Annotated in this window: 23 protein-coding genes and 1 pseudogene; 15 read left to right on the forward strand and 9 right to left on the reverse strand. The window is 61.1% G+C overall.

Annotated features, from left to right (window positions below):
- Positions 1–505: 505 nt before the first annotated feature.
- The 4 genes from ACTCB7_RS04170 to ACTCB7_RS04185 form a co-directional block, all read right to left on the reverse strand.
- A complete protein-coding gene (locus tag ACTCB7_RS04170) occupies positions 506–1,099 on the reverse strand; it encodes a Spy/CpxP family protein refolding chaperone (RefSeq protein ID WP_463005666.1) in 594 nt (197 codons plus the stop codon).
- A gap of 240 nt (positions 1,100–1,339) precedes the next feature.
- Positions 1,340–1,675, reverse strand: coding sequence for a copper-binding protein (locus tag ACTCB7_RS04175; RefSeq protein WP_129140138.1), 336 nt, complete (start codon positions 1,673–1,675; stop codon positions 1,340–1,342).
- Positions 1,672–4,419, reverse strand: coding sequence for an efflux RND transporter permease subunit (locus ACTCB7_RS04180; RefSeq protein WP_463005667.1), 2,748 nt, complete (start codon positions 4,417–4,419; stop codon positions 1,672–1,674). Before ACTCB7_RS04180 ends, ACTCB7_RS04175 begins: the two co-directional genes overlap by 4 nt.
- Positions 4,412–5,562 (reverse strand): IS3 family transposase gene (locus ACTCB7_RS04185; protein WP_463005668.1). Its coding sequence is split into 2 segments (ribosomal slippage): positions 4,412–5,325 and positions 5,325–5,562, totalling 1,152 coding nucleotides; the frame shifts between segments, so codons are not numbered across the junction. Before ACTCB7_RS04185 ends, ACTCB7_RS04180 begins: the two co-directional genes overlap by 8 nt.
- 104 nt (positions 5,563–5,666) lie before the next feature.
- Here ACTCB7_RS04185 and ACTCB7_RS04190 point away from each other — a divergent pair.
- The 7 genes from ACTCB7_RS04190 (at position 5,667) to ACTCB7_RS04220 (ending at position 11,839) form a co-directional block, all read left to right on the forward strand.
- Complete coding sequence (locus ACTCB7_RS04190) at positions 5,667–5,864, forward strand: YHS domain-containing protein (RefSeq protein WP_463005673.1); 198 nt, start codon at positions 5,667–5,669, stop codon at positions 5,862–5,864.
- Positions 5,857–6,207, forward strand: coding sequence for a DUF5676 family membrane protein (locus ACTCB7_RS04195; RefSeq protein WP_129140150.1), 351 nt, complete (start codon positions 5,857–5,859; stop codon positions 6,205–6,207). The genes ACTCB7_RS04190 and ACTCB7_RS04195 overlap by 8 nt, the downstream gene beginning before the upstream one ends.
- A gap of 372 nt (positions 6,208–6,579) precedes the next feature.
- On the forward strand, positions 6,580–6,831 hold the full coding sequence (locus ACTCB7_RS04200; RefSeq protein WP_129140151.1) for an SHOCT domain-containing protein: 252 nt from the start codon (positions 6,580–6,582) through the stop codon (positions 6,829–6,831).
- 90 nt (positions 6,832–6,921) lie between these two features.
- Entirely contained in the window at positions 6,922–9,354 is a 2,433-nt protein-coding gene (locus tag ACTCB7_RS04205) for a copper-transporting P-type ATPase (RefSeq protein ID WP_233440391.1), read from the forward strand.
- A gap of 2 nt (positions 9,355–9,356) precedes the next feature.
- On the forward strand, positions 9,357–9,602 hold the full coding sequence (locus tag ACTCB7_RS04210) for a DUF2933 domain-containing protein (protein ID WP_463005669.1): 246 nt from the start codon (positions 9,357–9,359) through the stop codon (positions 9,600–9,602).
- The gene (locus ACTCB7_RS04215; RefSeq protein WP_203234848.1) at positions 9,595–11,322 is read left to right on the forward strand and encodes a DUF3141 domain-containing protein; all 1,728 of its coding nucleotides are present in this window, start codon (positions 9,595–9,597) and stop codon (positions 11,320–11,322) included. Before ACTCB7_RS04210 ends, ACTCB7_RS04215 begins: the two co-directional genes overlap by 8 nt.
- A 58-nt stretch (positions 11,323–11,380) precedes the next feature.
- Positions 11,381–11,839: an ATPase gene (locus tag ACTCB7_RS04220; RefSeq protein ID WP_463005670.1), complete on the forward strand. Its 459-nt coding sequence runs from the start codon at positions 11,381–11,383 to the stop codon at positions 11,837–11,839.
- 152 nt (positions 11,840–11,991) lie between these two features.
- Here the strand turns inward: ACTCB7_RS04220 and ACTCB7_RS04225 are convergent, their stop codons facing one another.
- The gene (locus ACTCB7_RS04225) at positions 11,992–13,332 is read right to left on the reverse strand and encodes an APC family permease (RefSeq protein ID WP_129140155.1); all 1,341 of its coding nucleotides are present in this window, start codon (positions 13,330–13,332) and stop codon (positions 11,992–11,994) included.
- A gap of 16 nt (positions 13,333–13,348) precedes the next feature.
- Positions 13,349–14,065 carry a glutaredoxin gene (locus ACTCB7_RS04230; protein ID WP_463005671.1) on the reverse strand — a complete coding sequence of 239 codons (717 nt, stop codon included), beginning with the start codon at positions 14,063–14,065 and terminating at the stop codon, positions 13,349–13,351.
- A gap of 311 nt (positions 14,066–14,376) precedes the next feature.
- On the opposite strand from ACTCB7_RS04230, the pseudogene ACTCB7_RS04235 reads away from it, so the two are divergent.
- From ACTCB7_RS04235 to ACTCB7_RS04270, 8 genes and pseudogenes are all read left to right on the forward strand, one after another.
- A pseudogene (locus tag ACTCB7_RS04235) lies at positions 14,377–15,198 on the forward strand (DUF932 domain-containing protein); the annotation flags it as partial.
- Positions 15,199–15,289: 91 nt separating this feature from the next.
- Complete coding sequence (locus tag ACTCB7_RS04240) at positions 15,290–15,475, forward strand: hypothetical protein (RefSeq protein WP_129140162.1); 186 nt, start codon at positions 15,290–15,292, stop codon at positions 15,473–15,475.
- Between the two features lie 11 nt (positions 15,476–15,486).
- Entirely contained in the window at positions 15,487–16,224 is a 738-nt protein-coding gene (locus ACTCB7_RS04245) for an ERF family protein (protein ID WP_129140163.1), read from the forward strand.
- A 60-nt stretch (positions 16,225–16,284) separates the two neighbouring features.
- Positions 16,285–16,896: a lambda exonuclease family protein gene (locus ACTCB7_RS04250; RefSeq protein ID WP_129140164.1), complete on the forward strand. Its 612-nt coding sequence runs from the start codon at positions 16,285–16,287 to the stop codon at positions 16,894–16,896.
- An 11-nt stretch (positions 16,897–16,907) separates the two neighbouring features.
- Positions 16,908–17,405: a RadC family protein gene (gene radC / locus ACTCB7_RS04255; RefSeq protein WP_463005672.1), complete on the forward strand. Its 498-nt coding sequence runs from the start codon at positions 16,908–16,910 to the stop codon at positions 17,403–17,405.
- A gap of 140 nt (positions 17,406–17,545) precedes the next feature.
- Positions 17,546–17,710, forward strand: a complete 165-nt coding sequence (locus ACTCB7_RS04260) for a hypothetical protein (RefSeq protein WP_162500851.1) — start codon at positions 17,546–17,548, stop codon at positions 17,708–17,710.
- Positions 17,711–17,911: 201 nt separating this feature from the next.
- The gene (locus ACTCB7_RS04265; protein WP_129140166.1) at positions 17,912–18,352 is read left to right on the forward strand and encodes a LexA family protein; all 441 of its coding nucleotides are present in this window, start codon (positions 17,912–17,914) and stop codon (positions 18,350–18,352) included.
- Complete coding sequence (locus ACTCB7_RS04270) at positions 18,349–19,626, forward strand: Y-family DNA polymerase (RefSeq protein ID WP_129140167.1); 1,278 nt, start codon at positions 18,349–18,351, stop codon at positions 19,624–19,626. Before ACTCB7_RS04265 ends, ACTCB7_RS04270 begins: the two co-directional genes overlap by 4 nt.
- A gap of 286 nt (positions 19,627–19,912) precedes the next feature.
- Here the strand turns inward: ACTCB7_RS04270 and ACTCB7_RS04275 are convergent, their stop codons facing one another.
- From ACTCB7_RS04275 to ACTCB7_RS04285, 3 genes are read right to left on the reverse strand one after another with little or no spacing between them, the layout of a single operon-like run.
- Positions 19,913–20,572: an SOS response-associated peptidase gene (locus ACTCB7_RS04275; RefSeq protein ID WP_129140168.1), complete on the reverse strand. Its 660-nt coding sequence runs from the start codon at positions 20,570–20,572 to the stop codon at positions 19,913–19,915.
- 17 nt (positions 20,573–20,589) lie between these two features.
- Positions 20,590–21,588 (reverse strand): GTP pyrophosphokinase, encoded by a 999-nt coding sequence (locus ACTCB7_RS04280; RefSeq protein WP_129140169.1) that lies wholly within the window; start codon positions 21,586–21,588, stop codon positions 20,590–20,592.
- Positions 21,585–22,682 carry a nucleoid-associated protein gene (locus ACTCB7_RS04285; protein ID WP_129140170.1) on the reverse strand — a complete coding sequence of 366 codons (1,098 nt, stop codon included), beginning with the start codon at positions 22,680–22,682 and terminating at the stop codon, positions 21,585–21,587. Before ACTCB7_RS04285 ends, ACTCB7_RS04280 begins: the two co-directional genes overlap by 4 nt.
- Between the last annotated feature and the right edge of the window lie 163 nt (positions 22,683–22,845).

The following is a 22,845-nucleotide window of genomic DNA, read 5'->3' on the forward strand; positions in this document are numbered from 1 at the left end:
GGCATGGCACTATCTGGGTGAATGGCGATATTCGCTATATTGCCATGCAGTTCAGTAGGTTAGAAGCATTCCTGGGGGCCGGTCTCACGGATTCAGGAAAGTGGAAGCGGCCTATCGCCGCGGTGACCTATTCGAGAAGCGGAGGGCGATGATGCAGGACTGGGCTGACTTCATCAGCAGCACCTAGCTAGTACGCTGGTCTCAAACACAAAATGCGATGAATTAGAGGGTGAACAGCTCACTCACCAATTTCTGCACTCCCGGGCATGCCCCCACGTCGAGCGCTGATCCTTTGTCTTGCAAAGGCGCTCGCTGCATCGACCTTAACAGCGACTCGGCCGAGCGACTGGAAGCACTCCCCACTGACGGCCCAGCCCGTGCCGACGACATCATCGAGGGCCGTCCGTGGCCCAGCATTGAGTCACTGACGCGCATCAGCGGACTGGGGCCGAGTCGCGTCAGTGACATCCATACAGCGGGCTGTTATGCATGTAAGAGGGACGATTCACTGCGTGCTTTCGGGAGAAGCAGCCCCCTGATGCAACTGCTCACGCTGCTCATCGGTGAGCAGGTCGAGCATGCGGCTGCGCATCCGCACCATCTCGGCCATCATCTCGCCGCGAAGCTCACCCATTTGGCCATGCAGAGTCTTGACCTGCTCGGGGTCAGGGGACTCGGCATGCATCACTTCCATCAGTTCCATGCGCAAGTCCATCATCTTCCCCATGCGCTCGAAATGGGCAGGGCGTTGTTGCTGCATCAGCTCACGCATCTGGCTACGCTGATCGGGCGAAAGTTGCTGCATCATACTCATGCCCTTCGCCATCAATGGACAGGGCATCATGCCCGGGCCCATGCCGCTCTGGCCGTAGCCCATCATGCCGTGCCCCATGCCTCCCTGGCCGTAGCCCATCATGCCGGGCCCCATGCCTCCCTGGCCGTGACCCATCATGCCGGGCCCCATGCCTCCCTGGCCGTAGCCCATCATGCCGGGCCCCATACCGCCCTGCTGCATGCCCTGTGCAGAGGCGGTGACGCTGGCGGCAATACCAAGACCAGCGGCCAATGCAACTGCGAGTACCTGCTTGTGCTTGATCATATCCCCTCTCCTCGACTTTCCGATGGCAGAATCTATTCCCTGCCACAGGGAATAGGACAAGATTGCGTTATAAGCTTAAAACCTGAGTGCCGCCTCAAGGTCAAGCTGCTTTGAGTTCAGCCACATTTCAGGTGGCTTGTTTCCCTGGCAACCGAGATATCCGGCCGCCAGGCCATTCTCATCACGCGCCACCCCATGCAGACGGTTCTTTGCCGCCGTCCACCGCTGGGGTCCATCCGGTCAATGAATCGCTTGAATTGTGGTGTTGTCCGGCGAGAAATCGAAGGTGATGGTGTCGCCCTCTGCCAGGCTGGCCATGGCCTCTTCCGACATCTTGAACGGCATGACCATCGCCGGCCAGCCAAGCGCCGGGACCGGTTCATGCGCGATGATGGCCACCCCCTTGTCGCGATCCAACTTGCGGACCTCGCCGGTGGCCGTCGTCAGCTGCTGTTCCTGAGCCTGGTCATGCCCCATGTCCGCCATCTGCTCCTGGGAGCCGTGGCCGGTCATTTCGTTGGCCTGGGCGGAGAGCGACACCAGTGCGATAGCTGAGGCGAGAAGCAGGGTTTTCATGCGTTGACTCCTTTCGAGGTTTCGAGGGTGTTGCGGTGGGTTGCGCTTGCACGCAGTTGGCGTCGGTGCATCAGCAGGTAGGCTGCCGGCATGACGAAGAGGGAAAGCAGCGGCGCCGTCACCATGCCGCCGATCATCGGGGCGGCGATCCGGCTCATGATTTCACTGCCGGTTCCGCTGCCCCACAGGATCGGAACCAGACCGGCAATCAGCACGGCGACGGTCATCACCTTGGGGCGCACCCGCTGGACGGCGCCTGTGCGGATGGCCTCCAGCAGGCCGGCCTCGCCGCCATGCCCAGAGGCCAGCCGCTCATGCCAGGCGTTCTTCAGGTAGAGCAGCATGATGACGCCAAACTCCGCAGCGACCCCGGCCAGGGCAATGAACCCGACCCCGGTGGCCACCGAGAGGTTGTAGCCGAGGAGATACAGGAACCAGACCCCGCCGGTCAGCGCGAAGGGCAGCATGGCCATGATCAGCAAGGCGTCAGTGACGCTGCGGAAGGTCAGGTACAGCAGTACCAGGATGATCATCAGCGTGACGGGGATCACCAGCTGCAGCCGTTCATTGGCCCGCTCCATGTACTCGAACTGGCCGGCGTAGCTGACACTCATCCCCGCGGGCAGCGAGAGCTTCTGACCCAGCGTCGCCCTCAGCTCGTTGGCGACGGAGGCCACATCACGACCACGCACGTCGACGAAGACCAGCCCCGACAGCCTGGCGTTCTCGCTCTTGAGCATCGGCGGGCCGCTCTCCACATGAATGTCGGCAACCGTGCCCAGCGTGATCTGGCTGCCCTGGGGCGTATAGATCGGCAGGTTATGCAGATCCGACAGGCTGTCACGCCACTCACGACCATAGCGGAGGTTGATCGGGTAGCGGGCGAGCCCCTCTACCGTCTCCCCGACCGTCTTTCCGCCAATCGCGCCTGCCACCACGGCCTGGATGTCGGCAATGTTGAGGCCATACCGCGCCGCCGCGGATCGCTTGATATCGACGTCGATGTAGCGCCCGCCGGCAAGACGTTCCGCGGTGGCCGAGTTGACCCCCGGGACATCGCGGGCAATGCGCTCGATCTCCTGGGTGATCTCGTCGATGGCCGTCAGGTCGCTTCCCGAGACTCGCACACCGATGGGACTCTTCACGCCGGTCGCCAGCATGTCGATACGATTGCGGATCGGCGGAATCCACATGTTGGCGAGGCCGGGAACCTGTACCGCGGCATCCAGCTCCTCCACCAGCTTTTCCGGGGTCATGCCGGGACGCCACTGATCCCTGGGCTTGAACTGGATCGTCGTCTCGAACATCACCAGCGGCGCCGGGTCGGTGGCCGTGTTGGCGCGGCCCGCCTTGCCGAATACCCGGTGGACCTCGGGGACCGACTTGATCATGCGATCCGTCTGCTGCAGCAGCTCCGAGGCCTTCTGTGCCGACAGCCCGGGCAGCGCCGTGGGCATGTAGAGCAGATCTCCTTCATCCATTGGCGGGAGGAACTCGCCCCCCAGCTGCGTGGCAGGCCACAGGCTGGAGAGAAACATCATCATGGCCACTGCCACGGTGGTCTTCGGCCACCGCAGGACCCCGTCCAGGGCAGGACGATAGATGCGAGCCAGCCCTCGGTTCAGTGGGTTGCGGGACTCGGACGGGATCTTGCCGCGAATCCAGTAGCCCATCAGCACCGGCACCAGGGTGACGGAGAGGCCCGCCGCCGCGGCCATCGCATAGGTCTTGGTGAAGGCCAGGGGGCCGAACAGGCGTCCCTCCTGGGCTTCCAGGGTAAACACCGGAATGAACGAGAGCGTGATGATCAGCAGGCTGAAGAACAGCGCCGGCCCCACCTCGATGGAGGCCTGGGTAATGACCTGCCAATGTTCGGCCCCCTTCAGCGTCTTGCCCGGATGCCTCTCGTGCCACCGTTCGATGTGCTTGTGCGCGTTCTCGATCATGACAATGGCCGCATCGACCATGGCCCCGATGGCGATACCGCCCAGCGACATGATGTTGGCGTTGATCCCCTGCTGCTGCATGATCACGAAGGAGATCAGCACCCCGATGGGCAGCGTCATGATGACGACCAGCGAGGAGCGGAAGTGCCACAGGAAGAGCAGGCACACCAGCCCCACCACGATGAACTCCTCCACCAGCTTTTGCGTGAGGTTGCTCACCCCCCTGTCGATGACCTGGCTGCGGTCGTAGGTGGTGACGACCTCCACCCCTTCCGGGAGACTCCCCTGGAGCTCATCGAGCCGCTCCTTGACGAGCCTGATGGTCTCGCGAGCGTTCTTCCCGCTGCGAAGCACGACAACGCCACCGACCACCTCGCCTTCCCCGTCCAGCTCCGCGATGCCGCGGCGCATCTCGGGCCCGATCTGGATATGCGCGATGTCCCCCAGCGTGATCGGGACGCCGTCGCCATCCAGACGCAGGGGGATGTCACGGAAGTCCTGCAGGCTTTCCAGGTAGCCCGAGGCCCGGACCATGTACTCGGCTTCCGCCATCTCCAGGACGCTACCGCCGGCCTCCTGGTTGGCGTTCTTGATAGCCTGGGTAACCACCTGCTGAGGGATGCCGAGATTGGCCATCCGTACCGGATCGAGGACGACCTGATACTGCTTGACCATCCCGCCTACCGTGGCGACTTCGGCCACGTTGGGGAGGTTCTTCAGTTCGTAGTTCAGGAACCAGTCCTGCAGGGAGCGCAGCTGCGCCAGGTCATGTTGAATCGCCCCGGGTATTCTAGACACCTGTCAGGCTCTGGGTGTAACGCCGTTCGTATTCGATGGGAGACAAACCATCGCTTGTGCTGTGACGGCGCCTTGGGTTGTAGAACATCTCGATATAGTCGAACACATCGCTCCTGGCGGCTTCCCGAGTCGGATAGATCCGGCGCTTTATGCGTTCTCGCTTGAGCAGCTGGAAGAAGCTTTCGGCAACAGCGTTGTCATGGCAGTTTCCTCGACGGCTCATGCTGCCCTCCAGGTGATTGGCCTTCAGAAAACTCTGCCAATCCGCACTGCTGAACTGGCTGCCCTGGTCCGAATGCACCATGACAAGCCTTTGGGGCTTGCGCCGCCAGACGGCTGACAGCAAGGCATCCAAGGCCAGGTCGGTGGTCATGCGTGGCTTCATCGACCAGCCCACGACCTGACGCGAGAACAAGTCGATGACTACTGACAGGTAGAGCCAGCCTTCGTGGGTGCGGATGTAGGTGATGTCGGTGACCCAGGCGACATTGGGTGCCGTCACGTCAAATCGGCGCTCCAGACGATTGGGCGACACGACTGCCGGCTTGCCGCCATAGGCGCCAGGGCGCCGCCGGTAACCGGTCTGGGAGCGCAAACCTTCCCGGCGCATCAACCGGGCTACGCGGTGCTTGCCACAGGTTTCGCCGGCCTCTCTGAGGTCCTGGTGAATCTTGCGATAGCCGTAGACGCCGCCGCTCTCGAGCCAGGCATGCTTGATCAGCCCCATCAGACGCTGGTCGTCTCGCGCCCGCTCAGACAGGGCGTTACGGCGCCAGGCATAGTAGCCGCTCGGGTGCACTGCCATGATGCGGCACAGACGCCGCACCGGATATTGGTCCGCATGGTCATGGATAAACGCGTACCTCAGTCGGACTCTCTGGCGAAGTACGCGGTGGCCTTTTTTAGTATATCTCGCTCTTCTGATACACGCTTCAGCTCGGCCTTCAAACGCCGATTCTCCGCCTGGAGATCCGCGTCCTGCTGCCGCTGCTCCGCAGGCTTGGCATAGCGCTTCATCCATTGATAGAGACTGTAGCCGGATACCCCCAGCCGGGCGGCCACTTCCGAAACGGGATGACCGCGCTCCGTCACCTGCTTGACGGCTTGGATCTTGAATTCTTCGGTATATCGCTGGCGGCTCATGGGACCTCCTTGGTGCCTTCAGTATAAGGCCTGGAGGTGTCTACGAAACCCGGGGCGATTCAGATAGCCCAGAGGATCCACACGCAACCGAGGGGCTGAAGTGGATCCCACCAGCCGAGGACGTCGATCCCGTCTGTGGCAAGACCGTCATCACGGAAAGAGCTAAGCCGAGCGTCCTTGATGGCCATGTCTTTTACTTCTGCTCTCGTGACTGCCGGGAGCGCTTCGAGGCCGCGCCCGAACAGTATCTCGCACCTGTAACAAAGGTCTTACCTTCCCAACCGGAGAATGAAGATGCCTGATGCCGATATTCCGTCGACAGCCAAGCCGCATTACGGAACCCGCTTGCCGGTTCAGGCCACGCCTCGGATTCCCGTGATCGCGCTCGGGATGAGCCTGGGGCTGTTTCTGGCCGTAACCTTCATCCTATGCGTCGGCTTCGACCTGCTGTTTCCCGACCAAGCGATGTATGAGAGCTGGTTGCGCCTGCTGCCTGGCTTCACCTGGTTGAGCTGGCCAAGTTTTTTCCTGGGACTGGCTGAAAGCTTCGGCTACGGCTGGTACGTCGCCCTGGTCTTCGGGCCGCTCTATAACTTCTTTGTCACACGCTTTGGACGGAGAATCGCCGGGAAGCAAGCCCCATGAGCATCGCATGTCACGCGGCAATCAGCCGCTCAGGGTCATTTCATCTTGTTCAGCCATATTCTAGCTTGCCAAAGCATTGGCAGCGTAAGCGACATCTCGCGCCTATCAGCGCCGAGTACCGTTGCTTATTCCTCGCTGGGCACAGTGGCGGAAGCTAACGGATACTTCACGCAACCCTCAGGATGAGCCGGGGGGGGCACTAACGTGGATTCACACATCAACGCATGCGTGGGGCGTTGATTCTATTCCACCGATGAAAGCTGACCGGGATCAAGAAACGCTCGCTTTCATTTCTACCGTATCTTGACCTTTGGGTTACCCGCAGGTTTTAGCCTGACGTCAGGGTGACTCAACACGAAAGGAGATCCGACCATGTGGGGCGACATGATGGCGTATATGGGAAATGTTGGTTGGGGGCATATGCTCTTCGGCGGACTCATGATGGTGCTGTTCTGGGGCGCCGTCATTGCCTTGGCCGTTTTGCTGGTGCGCGGCCTGACCCGAGGACGGAGCGAGGCCGCGCACCAGCGGCCAACCGCACTAGAACTTCTGCAAGAACGCTACGCCCGTGGCGAGATCGACCAGCAGGAATACGAGCGGCGCAGACGCGATCTGAAGCGATGAAGACGCGGCAAAGGGACCGTGACGTCCCTCATTCACGGAAAGGAATCGTCTGAGATCCCCTCAGCCGACGCACGAAACGGAGACGGCTTCATGACTCAGCAGCACAGCAAGCGGCGTGAGCACTCGCATCACGATACGCTGAACGAAGGTATCGATGCCGGTTCCATGAGCGCCGGCGATCAAGGCGCTGCCCAGTACACCTGCCCAATGCATCCCGAGGTCGTCTCCGAGCAGCCGGGGGATTGCCCGAAGTGCGGCATGCACCTCGTGCCCCAGGAAGGCAGTGAGGCTCAGGCTCCCTCCGCTCATGGCCAGTGCCACGGGCACGCCCATCACGCCGGCCATGAGGCGAGTACCCCGGTGCGCGGCGGCCAGTACGACAAGGTGCCGGCGGGGCATGCGGGCGCCGTCTACACCTGCCCGATGCACCCCGAGGTGCGACAGACTACCCCCGGCGCCTGCCCACTGTGCGGCATGGGGCTAGAACTCGAATCGGCGACGGTCGGCGATGAAGGGCCGAATCCCGAGCTAATCGATTTCACCCGCCGCTTCTGGGTCTCGGCCGTGCTCACGCTGCCGGTGCTGGTGCTGACGATGAGCCCCTTTCTTGGCCTCACTGCGATCCGCGAGTTTTTCGGCGAACGCACGGCGATGTGGATCGAGCTGGTGCTGAGCACGCCAGTCATCCTGTGGTCCGGCTGGCCGTTCTTCGTGCGCGGCATCAACTCCTTTCGCACCTGGAACCTCAACATGTTCAGCCTGATCAGCATGGGGGTCGGTGCAGCCTATCTGTTCTCGATCGTCGCGCTGCTCGTGCCTGGCATCTTCCCAGAAGGCTTCCGCCGGGAAGACGGCAGCGTCGGGGTCTACTTCGAGGCCGCAGCGGTGATCGTGACCCTGGTCCTGCTGGGTCAGGTAATGGAGCTGCGCGCCCGCGAGGGTACCGGCAAGGCGATCCGGGCGCTGCTCGACATGGCCGCCAAGACCGCGCGGGTGATCCGACCCGACGGCAGCGAGGAGGAGGTGCCGCTGGAAGAGGTGCAGGTGGGCGATCACCTGCGGGTACGCCCCGGTGACAAGGTGCCGGTGGACGGCGAGGTGGTCGAGGGTCGCTCCTCGGTCGACGAGTCGATGATCTCGGGCGAGCCGGTGCCGGTGGAGAAGGTCGCGGGCGACAAGGTCACCGGAGCTACCATCAACGGCACGGGCAGCCTGATCATGGAGGCCACCCGTGTCGGCGCCGACACCATGCTCAGCCAGATCGTCGAGATGGTGGCCGCCGCCCAGCGCTCCCGCGCACCGATCCAGAAATTCGCCGACAAGGTAGCGGGCATGTTCGTCCCCGCGGTGATCGGTGTCGCCATCCTCTCCTTCATCGCCTGGGCGATCTGGGGCCCGATGCCGGCGCTGTCCTATGCGCTGGTCTCGGCAGTGGCGGTGCTGATCATCGCCTGCCCCTGTGCCCTGGGGCTGGCCACCCCGATGTCGATCATGACAGCCACCGGGCGCGGCGCCCAGGCCGGCGTGCTGATCAAGAATGCCGAGGCGCTGGAACGTTTCGCCAAGGTCGACACCCTGATGGTGGACAAGACCGGCACCCTGACCGAGGGCAAGCCGAAGCTGGTGGCGGTGCTGCCCGAGGAAGGCCATGACGAGACCGAGGTGTTGCGCCTGGCGGCCAGCCTCGAAAAGGGCTCCGAGCACCCGCTGGCCGAGGCCATCGTCGCCGGCGCCGAGGCGCGCGGCGTCTCCCTCGCCGAGGCCCGCGATTTCGAGGCCGTGACCGGCATGGGCGTGAAGGGCATGGTGGACGGCCACGCGGTGGCGCTTGGCAACGCCAAGCTGATGGCCGAACTGGGCCTGGACGGCGGTCGGATAGCCGAGACCGCGAACGCCCGCCGCGATCAGGGCGAAACGGTGATGTTCGTGGTGCTCGACGGCCAGATCGCCGGCCTGGTCAGCGTGGCCGACCCGGTGAAGGAGACCACGCCCGACGCCCTGAAGGCGCTGCACCGGCTAGGATTCCGCATCATCATGGCCACCGGCGACAACGAACGCACGGCCAAGGCGGTAGCCGGTCGGTTGGGTATCGACGAGATCCGCGCCGACGTGCTGCCCGAGGACAAGGCACGCATCATCCAGGAACTGCAGGCTGAAGGCCGCAAGGTCGCCATGGCGGGCGACGGCGTGAATGATGCCCCCGCCCTCGCCCAAGCCGATGTGGGCATCGCCATGGGCACCGGCGCCGACGTGGCGATCGAAAGCGCCGGCTTCACCCTGGTCAAGGGCAACCTCGATGGCATCGTTCGGGCCCGCAAGCTGTCGCTGGCCACGATGCGCAACATCAAACAGAACCTGTTCTTCGCCCTGGTCTACAACGGAGCCGGGGTGCCGATCGCCGCCGGGGTCCTCTATCCGTTCCTCGGCCTTTTGATCGGCCCGATGTTCGCCGCCTTCGCGATGAGCGCCTCGTCGCTGTCGGTGGTGATGAATTCACTGCGCTTGCGCCGAGTGAGGATCTGACCATGCATGACGAGAAAAATTGGCTGGACCGCAGACCGAGCAAGGGCACCTTCTGGCTGATGGTGGCGATCGCCCTGGCGGTGATGGGCTTTTGGCTCTGGGAGGAGCACGAGGAGCATCTGCTCGGCGCCCTGCCCTGGCTGATCCTGCTGGCCTGCCCGCTGATGCACCTGGTCATGCACGGCAGGCATGGCGGGCACGGATCTCGCGGCGGGCATGATGACCACAAGGACGGGCGCGATGAGTAGCCACGCGTCGACCGCCTCATCGTCACCCCCCGGGGCCGACGCCCTGGGGCATCCAGCAACGGAGCTGCTCGCCTATCAGTTCGACCTGTGGCAACGCAGCGTGCGCTATCTGGATACCCTGCGCCAGCGCGCGGAGAACATGCTCGAGCACGAGCGAGCCGGTAAACCGCCACTGTTGGATTTCGACTACGAGATGATGCTCGATGGCCGCCGGCTGTCGCGCCCCGCTAACTATGCTCTTCTGCACATCACTCGGGTCGGGGATGACTGCCTGGAGGACTGCCTCGACGCCAGCAAGCCCCCGGTCATGATCGTCGACCCCCGCGCCGGCCACGGCCCGGGCATCGGCGGCTTCAAACGCGATTCCGAGGTTGGCATGGCGCTCCACGAGGGCCATCCGGTCTACTTCGTGAGCTTCTTCCCGGAGCCCCTGCCGGGCCAGACCCTCGCGGACGTGCTGCACGTCCTGCGCCACTTCGTCGAAACGGTGGCCGAGCGGCATCCCGACATGCCGCCGGTGCTCTACGGCAACTGTCAGGCGGGTTGGGCCATCGCCCTGCTCTCCGCCGACTGTCAGGGTCTGGTGGGGCCGGCGGTACTCAACGGATCGCCGCTCTCCTACTGGTCGGGCGAATCCGGCGTCAATCCCATGCGCCTGGCCGGTGGCCTGCTGGGCGGCACCTGGCTCACCCACCTGCTCGCCGACCTGGGGGACGGCCGCTTCGATGGCGCCCATCTGGTCGCCAATTTCGAGGCCCTCAAGCCGGCTAATACCCTGTGGCAGAAGGACTACCAGCTGTTTGCCGACATCGACGGCCAGCGCGAACGCTTCCTGGACTTCGAGCGCTGGTGGACGGGCTTCTACACGCTGAGCAAGGAAGAGATCACCGCCATCGTCGATAACCTCTTCGTCGGCAACCGGCTCGAACGCGGCGAGCTCACGGTCTGTCATGGCTGCACCATCGACCTGAAGCGGATCCGCAATCCGCTGGTGATCTTCGCCTCCGGCGGCGACAACATCACCCCGCCTCATCAGGCGCTCAACTGGATCCCCGCGGTCTACCCGGACACGGCAGCGATCAAGGCCGCCGGCCAGCGCATCGTCTACCTGCTCAATGCCCATGTCGGCCATCTGGGGCTATTCGTCTCCTCCCGAGTTGCGCGCCTCGAGCATCGAGCCATCCTCGAGAGCGTCCGGGAGCTGAATGACCTGGCCCCCGGCCTCTACGAGCTGCGCATCGATAACCCCACCGGTGACCCCGAGTGTCACAAGCCACAGTTCCAGGTGCACTTCGAGGAGCGCTGCGTGGAGGATCTGAACTATCCGAAGCAGACCTCAGCCTTCGACCGGGTACGCACCCTCTCCGAGCACAACGTGGCCCTCTACGAGACCTTCGCCGGGCCCTGGGTCCGTATGGCCACCAATCCGTGGACAGCCGAGACGCTGCGCCAGCTGCATCCGGCACGCACCAGCCGGCTGATGTTCTCGGAGCGTTTCGCGCCCTGGATGAGCGGCGTGAAGTGGCTGGCCGATGTCGCAGGCCCCGCCCGGGAGCCGCTCAACGACGACAATCCTTTTCGGCAGTGGGAGGGGCTCATCGGCGAGACGATCTCAGCGGCGCTGTCGGTTGCCGGCACGACCCGCGACAGCCTGTGCGAGATGGGTTTTCGCGCCCTCTATGGCTGGGACCTGCCGGCTGAAGACGAGAGACCGAGCTGAAACCGGCACACTTTCCAGCAAGGACGGGAAGCACTCCCCGTCAAGAGGAGAACCGTAGATGAAGATCGAAACCTTTAAGGACCTGATCGACTGGACCCGCCAGCTGCATGCCCATCTGGCGGAGTGCTTCGGCCACTGTGCCTCCCAGCATGAAGAAGACCTGGGAAAATGGTTGTTGGAGTACCTCGCGGCGCACGAGGCGACCCTGGAGCGCACCGTGGCCAGCTCTGAGAAGCAGGCCGACCCCAAGGCCTTACACACTCGGGTCTACGACTATCTGTCCCATAATCCGATCACCCCCCACCAGGCATGCAGCGCTCCCTATGCCGAGATGAGCTTCGAGGATATCTGTCGGGAAGTCTTCTCCCTGCATGATCAGGTCATCGACCTGTACCGCTACCTGGATGGGCGGGCCGAGATCCCCGAGGCACGCGAACTGGTTCGCGAACTCCTCAAGCTCGAGGAGCATGAGGCGATGCGGCTGGCTCATCAATCCAACCGGGCTCGAGACCTGTAGCCGTACAGCGGAAGGCCCCGGCATGACGGGCAGACAAAACGGCCCGGGCATGGTGGTGGATAGCATCGACCCGGCATCATGCCCTGCCAGTGACCGTCCCCGAACGGGACGACGACATGCGCCAGCATGCGAAAAGGCATGTCCGATCGGGGTCAATGAGTGTGCGAGTGATCATCGCCGGGCAGCGCTTCACGTTTCGATAGAAACAGCCACTCACCGATCAGGATAAGTGCCATCACCACGGCGGCGACGATCAATACCAGCGGGTCGGAGGTGGCCTTCACCCAGACGAAGCCACCCAACACGACGATATCCAGCAGGATGGCAATGATCGGTATCGCGGGCCTGGCGCTGACCTTGTGCCTGAGGTGGCGAAATACGCCCCAGTGAATCGCGATATCCATGATCAGGTAGAAGATGATGCCCAGTGCGGCGATGCGGCTGAGGTCGAAGAACGCGGTCAGCAGCAAGCCAAACACGATCGTGTAGACCAGTGTGTGCTTCTGGATACTGCCGGGCATATGAAAATGGCGGTGAGGCACCAGCCGCATTTCGGTCAGCATGGCCAGCATGCGGGATACGGCGAAGACACTGGCGATGATACCGCCCGCCGTCGCCAGCATTGCCAAGATGACGGTAAACCAGACCGCCGCCTCGCCCAGTGCCGGCCTGGCGGCAGCCGCCAGGGAATAATCCCGGGTCTTGATGATCTCCTGAAGCGACAGGTTGCTGGCGACGGCAAAGCCCACCAGTGCGTAGATCACCACGCACAGGGCAATCGAGATCATGATCGCCCTGCCCACATTGCGGTGGGGGTCCTGGAGCTCCGACCCGCTGTTGGTGATGGTGGTGAACCCCTTGAAAGCCAATATGCCCAGGGCTGTGGCCCCCAGAAAGCCCGACAGGGAAGCCTGGGGCGCTGTCGATGAAACGTCCATCTTCAGCGAGTCGGCGACGAATACCCCGACCACGCCAAACACGATGATCCCCCCGATCTTGATGACCCCCAGCACGGAGGCGACACCCTCGATCAGCCGATTGGCCGACAGGTTGATCAGGAAGGCCGCCAACAGCAGCCCCACCCCCAGTAGCGGGACAAGCAGGGAGCGGTTCTCGACGTCGAACAGCTGCAGGGTATAGGACCCGAAGGTTCTGGCCAGAAAGCTCTGGGCGATCACCATGGAGCAGTACATCAGCAAGGCATGAAAGGCGGTCGGCAATGTCGAGCCATAGGCCTTCTGCAAATACATGCCGATCCCCCCGGCGGAGGGATAGGTGCTGGATATTCGGATATAGGAGTAGGCACTGAAGGAGACGATCAGGGCCGCCGACAGAAACGCCAGCGGGAACAACCACCCCGTCATCTGTGCCATCTGGCCGGTCAGGGCAAAGATACCAGCCCCGATCATGACCCCCGTGCCCAAGGCAACCGCGCCCACCAGGGTCAGGCTACCCTCCTCGTATTCGGGTGTACGATCCGATGAATCGGTCATCCATGCCTCCGTATCGTCATACGATGAGCTGTTTCAGCGGCATCCATAGCCCCATGCCCATCATGACAAGGTTCTCGGTCAAGGAGACGAAGCCCAGGGGCACGTTGCTGTTGCCGCCCACGCAAGCGCACTTGAGCTCCCGCTTGTCGATATAGACGGCCTTGAAGACCGAAACGGCCCCTACCGTGCCGACAAACAGCGCCAGGGGAGCTGACAGCCAGGTCAGGGCACCCGCCAGCATCAGGATACCGGCCAGGGCCTCGGCGAAGGGGTAGACATAGCCGTAAGGGACATAGCGCTGGGCGAGCATGTCATAGTTGAGGAACATGGTGCTGAAGCTTTCGACATCCTGCAGCTTCTGAAGCCCCAGCAGGGTCATGGCGGTGGCAATCGCATATTCCGGCATGCGCATCGACACGAGAGTGCCACTGGCCGCCCAGCTCACCGCTAGGCCGATCAGCAGGGAAGTCGCGAAGATGGCGATGACCGGCTGATAGGTGGTCTCCTTCTCGCCGGGCACACTCAGGCCCAGGTGAGCACGAACCTCCTCATAGCCCCCCACACGCTTCTCGCCGATATAGACCTGGGGCGTGGTATCGACACCGGCCTGCTCCTTGAACTCCTCGATCGCGTCCCGCGAGGCGAGGGTGTGATCTTCGACCCGATAGCCCTTGCGCTTGAGAAGATCCACGGTCTTCAGGCCAAACGGACAGAGGTGCTCATCCGTCTTCATACGGTAGATACGGGCCTTCTTGTGCTGTACGGAAGACGTTGACGCAACGCTACTCAAGGGCATTCACCTCCTTCAGTGCCTGAGAGGAATTCGCGCATGCGGCATACACGGCCAGGCGCTTCGGCCATGACCCTGGCTAAGCTTATAACCTAGAACCCTTGTGCAACCCAAAGGTCAAGCCGCCTGCCTCGACAAGGTCGCGTAGTCGAGCGGTTTTTGTGACCAGTCCGAGCGATGACTTGTCATCCATAGAAGACGAACGGCGTTATACCCAGAGCCTGACGGGTGTCTAGAAGATCTGGGGCGATTCAATCACCAATGGCGCGGGCCACTTGGGCAGCATCCACTCCTTCCCGGAGCAGAAGGTGCTCTATCGCTCCGACACCCAGGCCCCGCTGTCGGTGGTCTCCCAACGCTACAAGGTGGTACAGCCGGAAGAGGTGCTGGAGTTCTACCGGGATCTCACGGAATACGCAGGCTATGAGCTCGAGACGGCCGGCGTGCTCAAGGGTGGCCGCAAGTTCTGGGCTCTGGCGCGCAGTGGCCTGGGCGGAGCTCTGAAGGGCCAGGATCAGGTCAACGACTACCTGCTGCTGGCCACCTCCTGCGACGGTTCACTGGCTACCGTCGCCACCCCGACGTCCGTGCGGGTGGTCTGCAACAACACCCTGACCATCGCCGTGGACGGTACTTCGCAAGGCGTGAAGGTGCCGCACAGCACCGAGTTCCGTCCGCAGCTGGTCAAACAGCAGCTGGGGATCTCCGTGTCCCAGTGGGACGACTTCATGTATCGCCTGAAAACCCTGGCCGAGCGCAAGGTCAGCCAGGAAGAAGCGAGGACCTACTTCCAGTCGGTGATCTGCAACGCCGAGGCGCCGCTGGAGGATCCGTCCAAGCTACCTAACTTCCGTGCCCTCAATCGCGTCCAGAAGCTTTACCAGGGCGAGGGACGCGGTTCTCAGCTGTGCACGGCGCAAGGCACCGCCTGGGGCCTGCTCAACGCGGTCACCGAGTACGTGGACCACGAGAAGCGTGCTCGCAGCAACGATTACCGCATGGACTCCGCCTGGTTCGGCCAGGGCGCCGGCCTCAAGGACAAGGCGCTGGAGTCCGCCCTTGCGCTGGTGGCCTGAACGGCGCCCTTCGTTCTCCCCCGTCTTTCCCTCACCACGGCATAGCGCCCGGCCCATCAAAGGCCGGGCGTTTTTGTTTATGGAGGTACCGATGCAACCACCCATGACATTCGAGATCTGCCATGCCCTGACCCAGCTGACGCGTCAGTTACTCGAGGCTGGCGAGCAAGCGACCGAGACCCACGTGCTGGCCAAGGGTCAGGTCTATCGCGTGGCCGTATCCCTGGAGCCGGTCCCGACCGAGGAGCTCCCTGACGTCATCCAACGCTATCGATAACGGAGGCCATCATGGCAACCCCCATTCATCCCAAGACCGCCGACCAGACACCGATCGCTCAAGCAACCCAGGACAGCACCGCGATCATCCAGGTGATCGAGCGGGCCGCCCTCAATCCCGAGGTCGACATCGACAAGATGGAGCGCCTGTTGCAAATGCAGGAGCGGGTGCTCGACCGCCAGGCACTGATGGCCTATAGCGCCGCCATGGCGGCCATGCAGACCGAGCTGCCAAGCATCGCCGAGCGTGGCAAGACCAATAACGGGCACTACGCCACCCTAGAAGACATCGTCGATACCGTGCGTCCGATCATGAAGAAGCACGGCTTCGCGGTGAGCTTCCGGATTCAGACCCAGGAGCGTGGCATTCAGGTGACCGGCGTGCTGATGCACCAGGACGGTCATCGTGAAGAAACCAGCATGCTGTTGCCGGCCGATACCAGCGGCAGCAAGAACGCCGTCCAGGCCTTCGGTTCCTCTACCAGCTATGGCAAGCGCTACGTGCTCTGCGCCCTGCTCAACATCACCACCCGGGGCCAGGACGACAACGGCCACGCCGCCGCCCCGGTGAATCTGGTCACGCCCTTCCAGGCCGGGCAGATCCGGCAGCTGATTGCCGCCTGTCCCCCAGCGACCCAGGAGTGGTTCGTCGGTAAGTACGGCGACGCCCAGCAGGTGCCCCGTGGTGACTTCGACAAGCTGCGTGCCTCCCTGCAGAAGCGGGCCCAGCCCAACCGTCAACATCACTGAGCGGCCGGCGAGGGGCCTCCCCTCGCTGGCCTATGCCGTGTCATCGAGAAGGAGATCGTCATGCAGACCCTGACACTGGAACAGGGCACGCCCGAGTGGCATGCCGCCCGTCTGGGCATCGTCACCATGTCCGAGCTGAAGACTCTGCTGGTCAAGGGCAAGGGGCCGGGAGGCTTCGGTACCGGTGCGATGAGCTACATGCATCAGCTGATCGGCGAGCGCATCACCGGCGAGCCCTCCGATGCCTTCCAGGGCAACGCTCACACCCAGCGCGGTCATGAGCTGGAACCCGTGGCCCGGGAGCTCTATCACGAGGCCGCCGGCCTGCCCCAACTGGAGCAGGTCGGCATCATCCTCAACCACGGGGTGGGCTACTCGCCTGACTGCCTGGTCGACAGCAATGGCCTAGTCGAAATCAAGACCAAGCTGCCCAAGTACCAGATCGAGCTACTGCTGACCGACGAGCTGCCCCAGGAGCACGTCGCTCAGTGCCAAGGCGGGCTGTGGGTCAGCGAGTGCGAGTGGATCGACTTCGTCAGCTACTGGCCAGGCATGCCGCTGTTCGTGAAGCGCGCCTACCGGGACGAGGTGATGATCCGCACCATCGCCGAACGCGTCGAGGCGTTCTATGAGGAGCTGGAACGCCGCATGGCCATGGTCATGGCGGCCTAAGGAGCAACACCATGCACCACCGCAAGCTGAGTGCCGGCGAGACCGCCGGCACCTATCGCATCACCGACACGGTGACTGAATCGGAGCTCTTAAACATCGCCAAGGCATTCGCTCGTCGCCGACTGGCCAAAGGACGCAAGATCACCCAGCCAGCTCTCGCGTTCGAGTACCTGCAGGTGCTGCTGCAGGACTACGAGCACGAGGTCTTCAGCGCCCTGTTCCTCGACAGCCAACATCGGGTAATCTGCTTCGAGGAGCTGTTTCGCGGCACCATCGACTCAGCGAGCGTCTACCCGCGTGAAGTGGTCAAGCATGCCCTGGCCTGCAACGCTGCTGCAGTGATCCTGGTTCACAACCATCCCTCGGGTGATCCCGAACCCAGTGACGCCGACCGACGCATCACCCAGCGGCTGAAGGAGGCACTGGGACTGGTGGAGATTCGCGTCGTTGACCATTTGGTGATCGGCTTGGATGCCTGCGTTTCGTTTGCCGAGCGAGACCTTGTGTAAAGCGCATACGTTAAGCCCCTCCATCATGGAGGGGCTAGATGCCCAGCACATATTTTTTTATTAGGGCGATTGAATTTACAGACTCCAGCCCCCATAGCTTGCGTTCCCACTAAAGCCATTTCACACAGGAGGTGCACGCTATGACTATGATACGCCCGGAGGTGCTGAAGGAAGCTATGCGAGCATTAGATTTTGAGGGCACACCTATAGATGAGCTGGACAGTGATCAGGACGAGCTCATTGAAAATTTCATCGATAAAAATTATGGCAAGGACGGATATATTGAGAATGACGACAGGATGTAGCTGCTGTCCTTCAGGATGCTGGATTGTGATCCAGCATCCGGTAAATGTTCATTCCTGCCAATTCGTGATCCTGCCACAATCCGCGCCATGCCGGGCCCGGCCGCTTGTTCCCCCTGACTGCTGTTCATATTAGCGTTTGCCTAAGGGTGTGCTGCTGTCGAATACTGTATAAATGAACAGTATTTGACAAGAGGAACCGCCATGCGCGATCCCGAGATCCGCCATCCGCACCCGGCACCGCCGTACAGCGCCCTGCCCCATCCGCTGGCCACCATCCGCGCCGGCATCTCCGGCTTCCCCTCGCCGGCGGAGGACTACGTCGGCCGCACGCTCGACCTCAACGAGCGGCTGGTGAAGCGCCCCGCGGCCACGTTTTTTATGACCGTCACCGGTGACAGCATGGTCGAGTTCGGCATCCAGGACGGCGACACCCTGGTGGTGGACCGCTCGATCGACGCCCGCCCCGGACACATCGTCGTCGCCCTGGTCGACGGCGAGGTGATCGTGAAGCGCTACGAGATGATCGGGAAGCGGCCCTACCTGTGCTCCGGCAACAGCCAGTACGCGCCGATCCCGCTCGCCAACCTCGACTGCCAGGTATGGGGCGTGGTGCGCTCGGTCATCCACGAGTACGCCGTATGATCGGGTTGGTGGACTGCAACAACTTCTACGTCAGCTGCGAGCGCGTCTTCCAGCCGCGGCTCGAGGGCCTGCCGGTGGGCGTGATGTCCAACAACGACGGCTGCGTGATCGCCCGCTCCAACGAGCTCAAGGCCCTGGGCGTCGAGATGGGCACCCCAGCCTTCGAGCTGCAGCAGTGGGTCAACCAGGGCCGCATTCACCTACTCTCCTCCAACTACGAGCTCTACGGCGACATGAGCGCCCGGGTGCGCGAGGTCCTCGAGGAGTTCTCCGCCGGCGTCGAGCCCTACTCCATCGACGAGATGTTCGTCAGGTTCGACGACTTCGACGCCGCCACCACCCAGGCACTCGCGCGCACGCTCTACCGCAACGTGCGCCAGTTCACCGGCATCCCTGTCTGCGTGGGCGTGGCGCCCACCCGCACCTTGGCCAAGCTGGCCAACCGCGCCGCCAAGAATCTGCCGGAATTCGACGGGGTGTGCGTGATGCACGCCGACGGCGACGACACACGACGCCTGCTCGAGCGCACCGCCCTGGGCGACGTCTGGGGCGTCGGCCGCCGGCTGGTCGAGCGGCTGGCCATTCAGGGCATCGAGACCGCCTGGGATCTCCGCCAGGCCGACCCCAAGGCCATCCGCCGACGCTACTCCGTCACCCTCGAACGCACCGTGCGCGAGCTCCAAGGCACGCCCTGCATCGAGCTCAACGACGCCAGCGAGCCCCGCCAGCGCATCATGACCTCGCGCTCCTTTGGCCGCCTGACCGGCGAGCTGGGCGAGCTGCAGGACGCCATCCGCCAGCACGCCCAGCGCGGCGCCGAGAAGCTCCGCCAGCAGGACAGCCACGCCCGCGCCGTGCTCGTGTTCCTCAAGACCAACCGCCACCGGTCCGACCTGCCCCAGTACTCGCCCAGCGTCGTCGTCGAGCTGCCCGAGCCCAGCGACGACAGCCGGCCGATCCTGGCCGCCGCGCAGCAGGGGCTCGAGGCGATCTATCGCCGCGGGTATCGCTTTATGAAGGCCGGCGTAATGCTGCTCGACCTGGTGGACGCCAACCGCGAGCAGCTCTCGCTGCTCGACACGCCCGAGCGGGAAGTCCAGCGCGAACGCGACCACCAACTGATGGCCGCCCTGGACGAGCTGAACGGGAGGATGGGCAAGGGAACGGTACGCCTGGGCGTGCCGCGTCAGAACGCCGCCTGGCACCTGCGCTGCGCGCACCGCACGCCGAGGTGGACCACGCAGTGGCGAGAGTTGCCCAAGGCCAGAACCTGACAGCGGCATAAGAGATCCATGACGCATGATGTCGCGGATGTCCTACACCTACATAGCGCTTTCCTCCCCCCATCTAGCCTGAAAGCAACGGGGAGGATTCACCATGCCAGAGATCACACTGATGCCGGTTCCCATGGGACGCTGGGTGATGATGTGCCCCTGCGGAGCCGTCGAGATCCGCGCAGAACGGCCCACAATGGGCGACGTTCACACTGGAGAAGCTGGAAAGCAGGCATTACCGCGTCGTCTGCCATGCCTGCGGCCACGCTACCGAGCACTGGATCGGTCAGGCGTCGACGGGATCGATCAGTTCCGCGTCATCCTGAGTGGGCTTGTTCACCCGGGTACTCACCGGCCAGTGGGTGATCCGCTCGGGGGGCAGGTGGTGGACGATGTGGCGGATCGTCTCGCGATCAGTCAGGAGAGGATCGAGCCATGGCTCGAGGCTCTCCTCGTCCAGGGCCAGGGGCATGCGGAAGTGGATCTTTGCCGCCACGCCGCGGGCCGGCTCGGTGAGGATCGCGCAGCCGGGCTTGCCGTCCGGCCGCTCGCTCCAGATGCCCGCCAGCCAGATCGGCTCGCGATCCTCGCGGCACAGGAAGTGCGGCTGCTTCTTCCCGTCCACCAGCAGCCACTCGTACCAGCCATCCGCCGGCACCAGGCAGCGGTGATGGGCGAACGCCCCTTTGAAGTAGTTGGAGGTGGCCACCTTCTCGACGGTGGCGTTGATGGGCTCCGGTGCCTTCTCTTTCGCCCAGTGCGGCCGGTAGCCCCACCACACCTCGTCCATCACCAGCGGCGCATCATCGCTAGGATGGCGCACCGCGGTGATCCAAGTGCCCGGCGCCACATTGTAGCGCGGTGTCAGTTTCCGAGGCCCCAGCGGCAGGCGCAGGGCCTGGGAGAGCTTGGGATATAGGCTATAGAGAGCTAAGCGGCCGCACATAATGTTTAGTTGATTCTTCAGCGTCCATGAGGAGTAAAAGATTCGCCAAGGTCATTAGCCACATATTTCACTTCTTTATTGTAAACAGAAAGCGGCCAATTACTCCAAAAGTATGTCATTCCGTAAACTGAAATAATATAATACACAAAAAGAACGATCGGCTGCCTGAAGAAATAAAACTCTCCATAACGATCCTCAACAAAATGCCTGATAAATTTCTTCTTATCAAAAATATCTCTTAACCTCTCAGAAGAAAACTCCTCAACTGCATCAGCATAACTTTCCAAAACCGCAAAGTGCAGCTGTCTATCAGGATCATCAACTTGCAACCCAAAGTCTTCTGAAAAAACCTTCTCCAAGACCTTGATCACGGAATCCCGCTTATAATTCTCTGCCTGCAGCTTTTGCAAAGCTGTACAAAATATTTCATCTGTGGTTTCCATCAAAGCCATGCTTCTTGAAACATATCTTTCCGCTGAGGGAGGCACCACCCCTTTAGCTTTATAGATATTATCATGCACCAGCTCAGCATATGCGTGCTGAAGCAGAGTCCTTACTTGAACTTCACAACAAATAAAATCGGGTACCCTTACTCCACCGACGTCCAAGTCCCTTTTAGGCCGAACCTCGTAATGTTTAGATTGGTAGTCAAATACTTTTGGACTCACCTCTATATCGAGTGCAAAATCTTTAGATACTTCCCACCCCCAGTCTTGATGCTCAATAATTTTTTCGACAAGGCATAGGTCGTCTGTAGTGAGAACCACAAACCTTACCCCAACGAGATCTGTCATTTGCGTCTTAGGATCATCGTATTGCTTTATACTTATTTTATTCAACGCCGAATTTACGGCTTTCACTCTTGGAGTAGCGTCAATTTTTAAAAACTGGGGAGACAGTGCGCCAAGCCGGTTAGAAATTTCGTGCTTAACGATTTCGCTGACATAGTCTCCCCAGGCCTGCAAAGCAGGCCTTATGGACTCAAGATACTCTGCAAACTCTTCTTCAGTAGTCATCCTAGGTCACTTACATTACCCTGAATTCTAACTAAAGTATCATTGTCACCACGCTCTTCTACTGTAACCAAGTTCTGGAAGTCATCAGAAGGCCCCGTTATGGAAATGCCCGAGGTGAAATTGACCTTTCTTTTCTTCCTGAGCTTAGACTCAATATACTCTACATCCTTCTCAACGCCACCCTGAGGGAAGCCTCGATCCTGCATGTAATCAACATAGGCTTCAGAGTGATCTTCTTCAAGATACTTTTCGGCAAAATCTGCTGAACTAACGATAGCAGTTTGACTTTTAAGCTCTGCCCGCAACGACTCTACATAATCAAATTTCTTACCTTCATCAACATCTAGAGAGTTGATGTAGTCAACAGTATACTCATAAAAATTTTGCGTTAGCTTTTTGGAAGAAGAGCTAATCCCCATGCCAAGAAAAGTATTATAAAAATATGAAGCTGCAGTTCGCGTCTCAACACTGGTCAGCAAATGATCGAACAAAAACGCTCTATAATTTGATTTATTATACCTTCCATTTTCCGGAGGGGCCGAAACAGTCTCAACTAAGCAGCCAATCTTATAGAGCTTCTGAGCTTCAGTAAGAAAAATGTCTCTAACATAGTTCAAAGCTACCGTTTGATCATCTACAGCCTCAGTGGTAAATCCATCTTGAAACTCTGCTTTTATCACTGAGACAAACGGTCTGGCATGCTCACCAACCCGCCCAGAGATGATCGCCATAACTCCACCCGGAATCTTTCTCGTCAGAGCATCAGTCAAATTATTTGCTAAAACTTCTGAAAGCTCAATAAAGCGGTCTACATCACAGTGCAGCATTTCTGCTGCAATTTGAAAAAAACTCCCTTCATCCGCCTGATCAATGCTCATCTCAATGCCATGGGACTTATTGCCAAGCGCGGCAGTCACACGGCTTTGAAGAGCCGACTTCTCTTCAGCATTCAAATTAATAAAATGCTTTTTAATTGCAGGCGGCACCCGAGTTTTATCCTCGGCTGGCGCAAACACATGGTGGATCATCAACTTCTCTATAATCACACCTTCAAAAGGAAAATTGCCAGTCAAGACATTTACAGCTTGGTTCATACCCTCTCCCTTGCGTCACCAGTAATTTATTATATTTTTTTGAGCTTCTACGACTCTTTAATTTATCCTGAATCCGTGAGACCGGCCCCCAGGAATGCTTCTAACCTACTGAACTGCATGGCAATATAGCGAATATCGCCATTCACCCAGATAGTGCCATGCC

This window comes from Modicisalibacter sp., assembly GCF_055145905.1.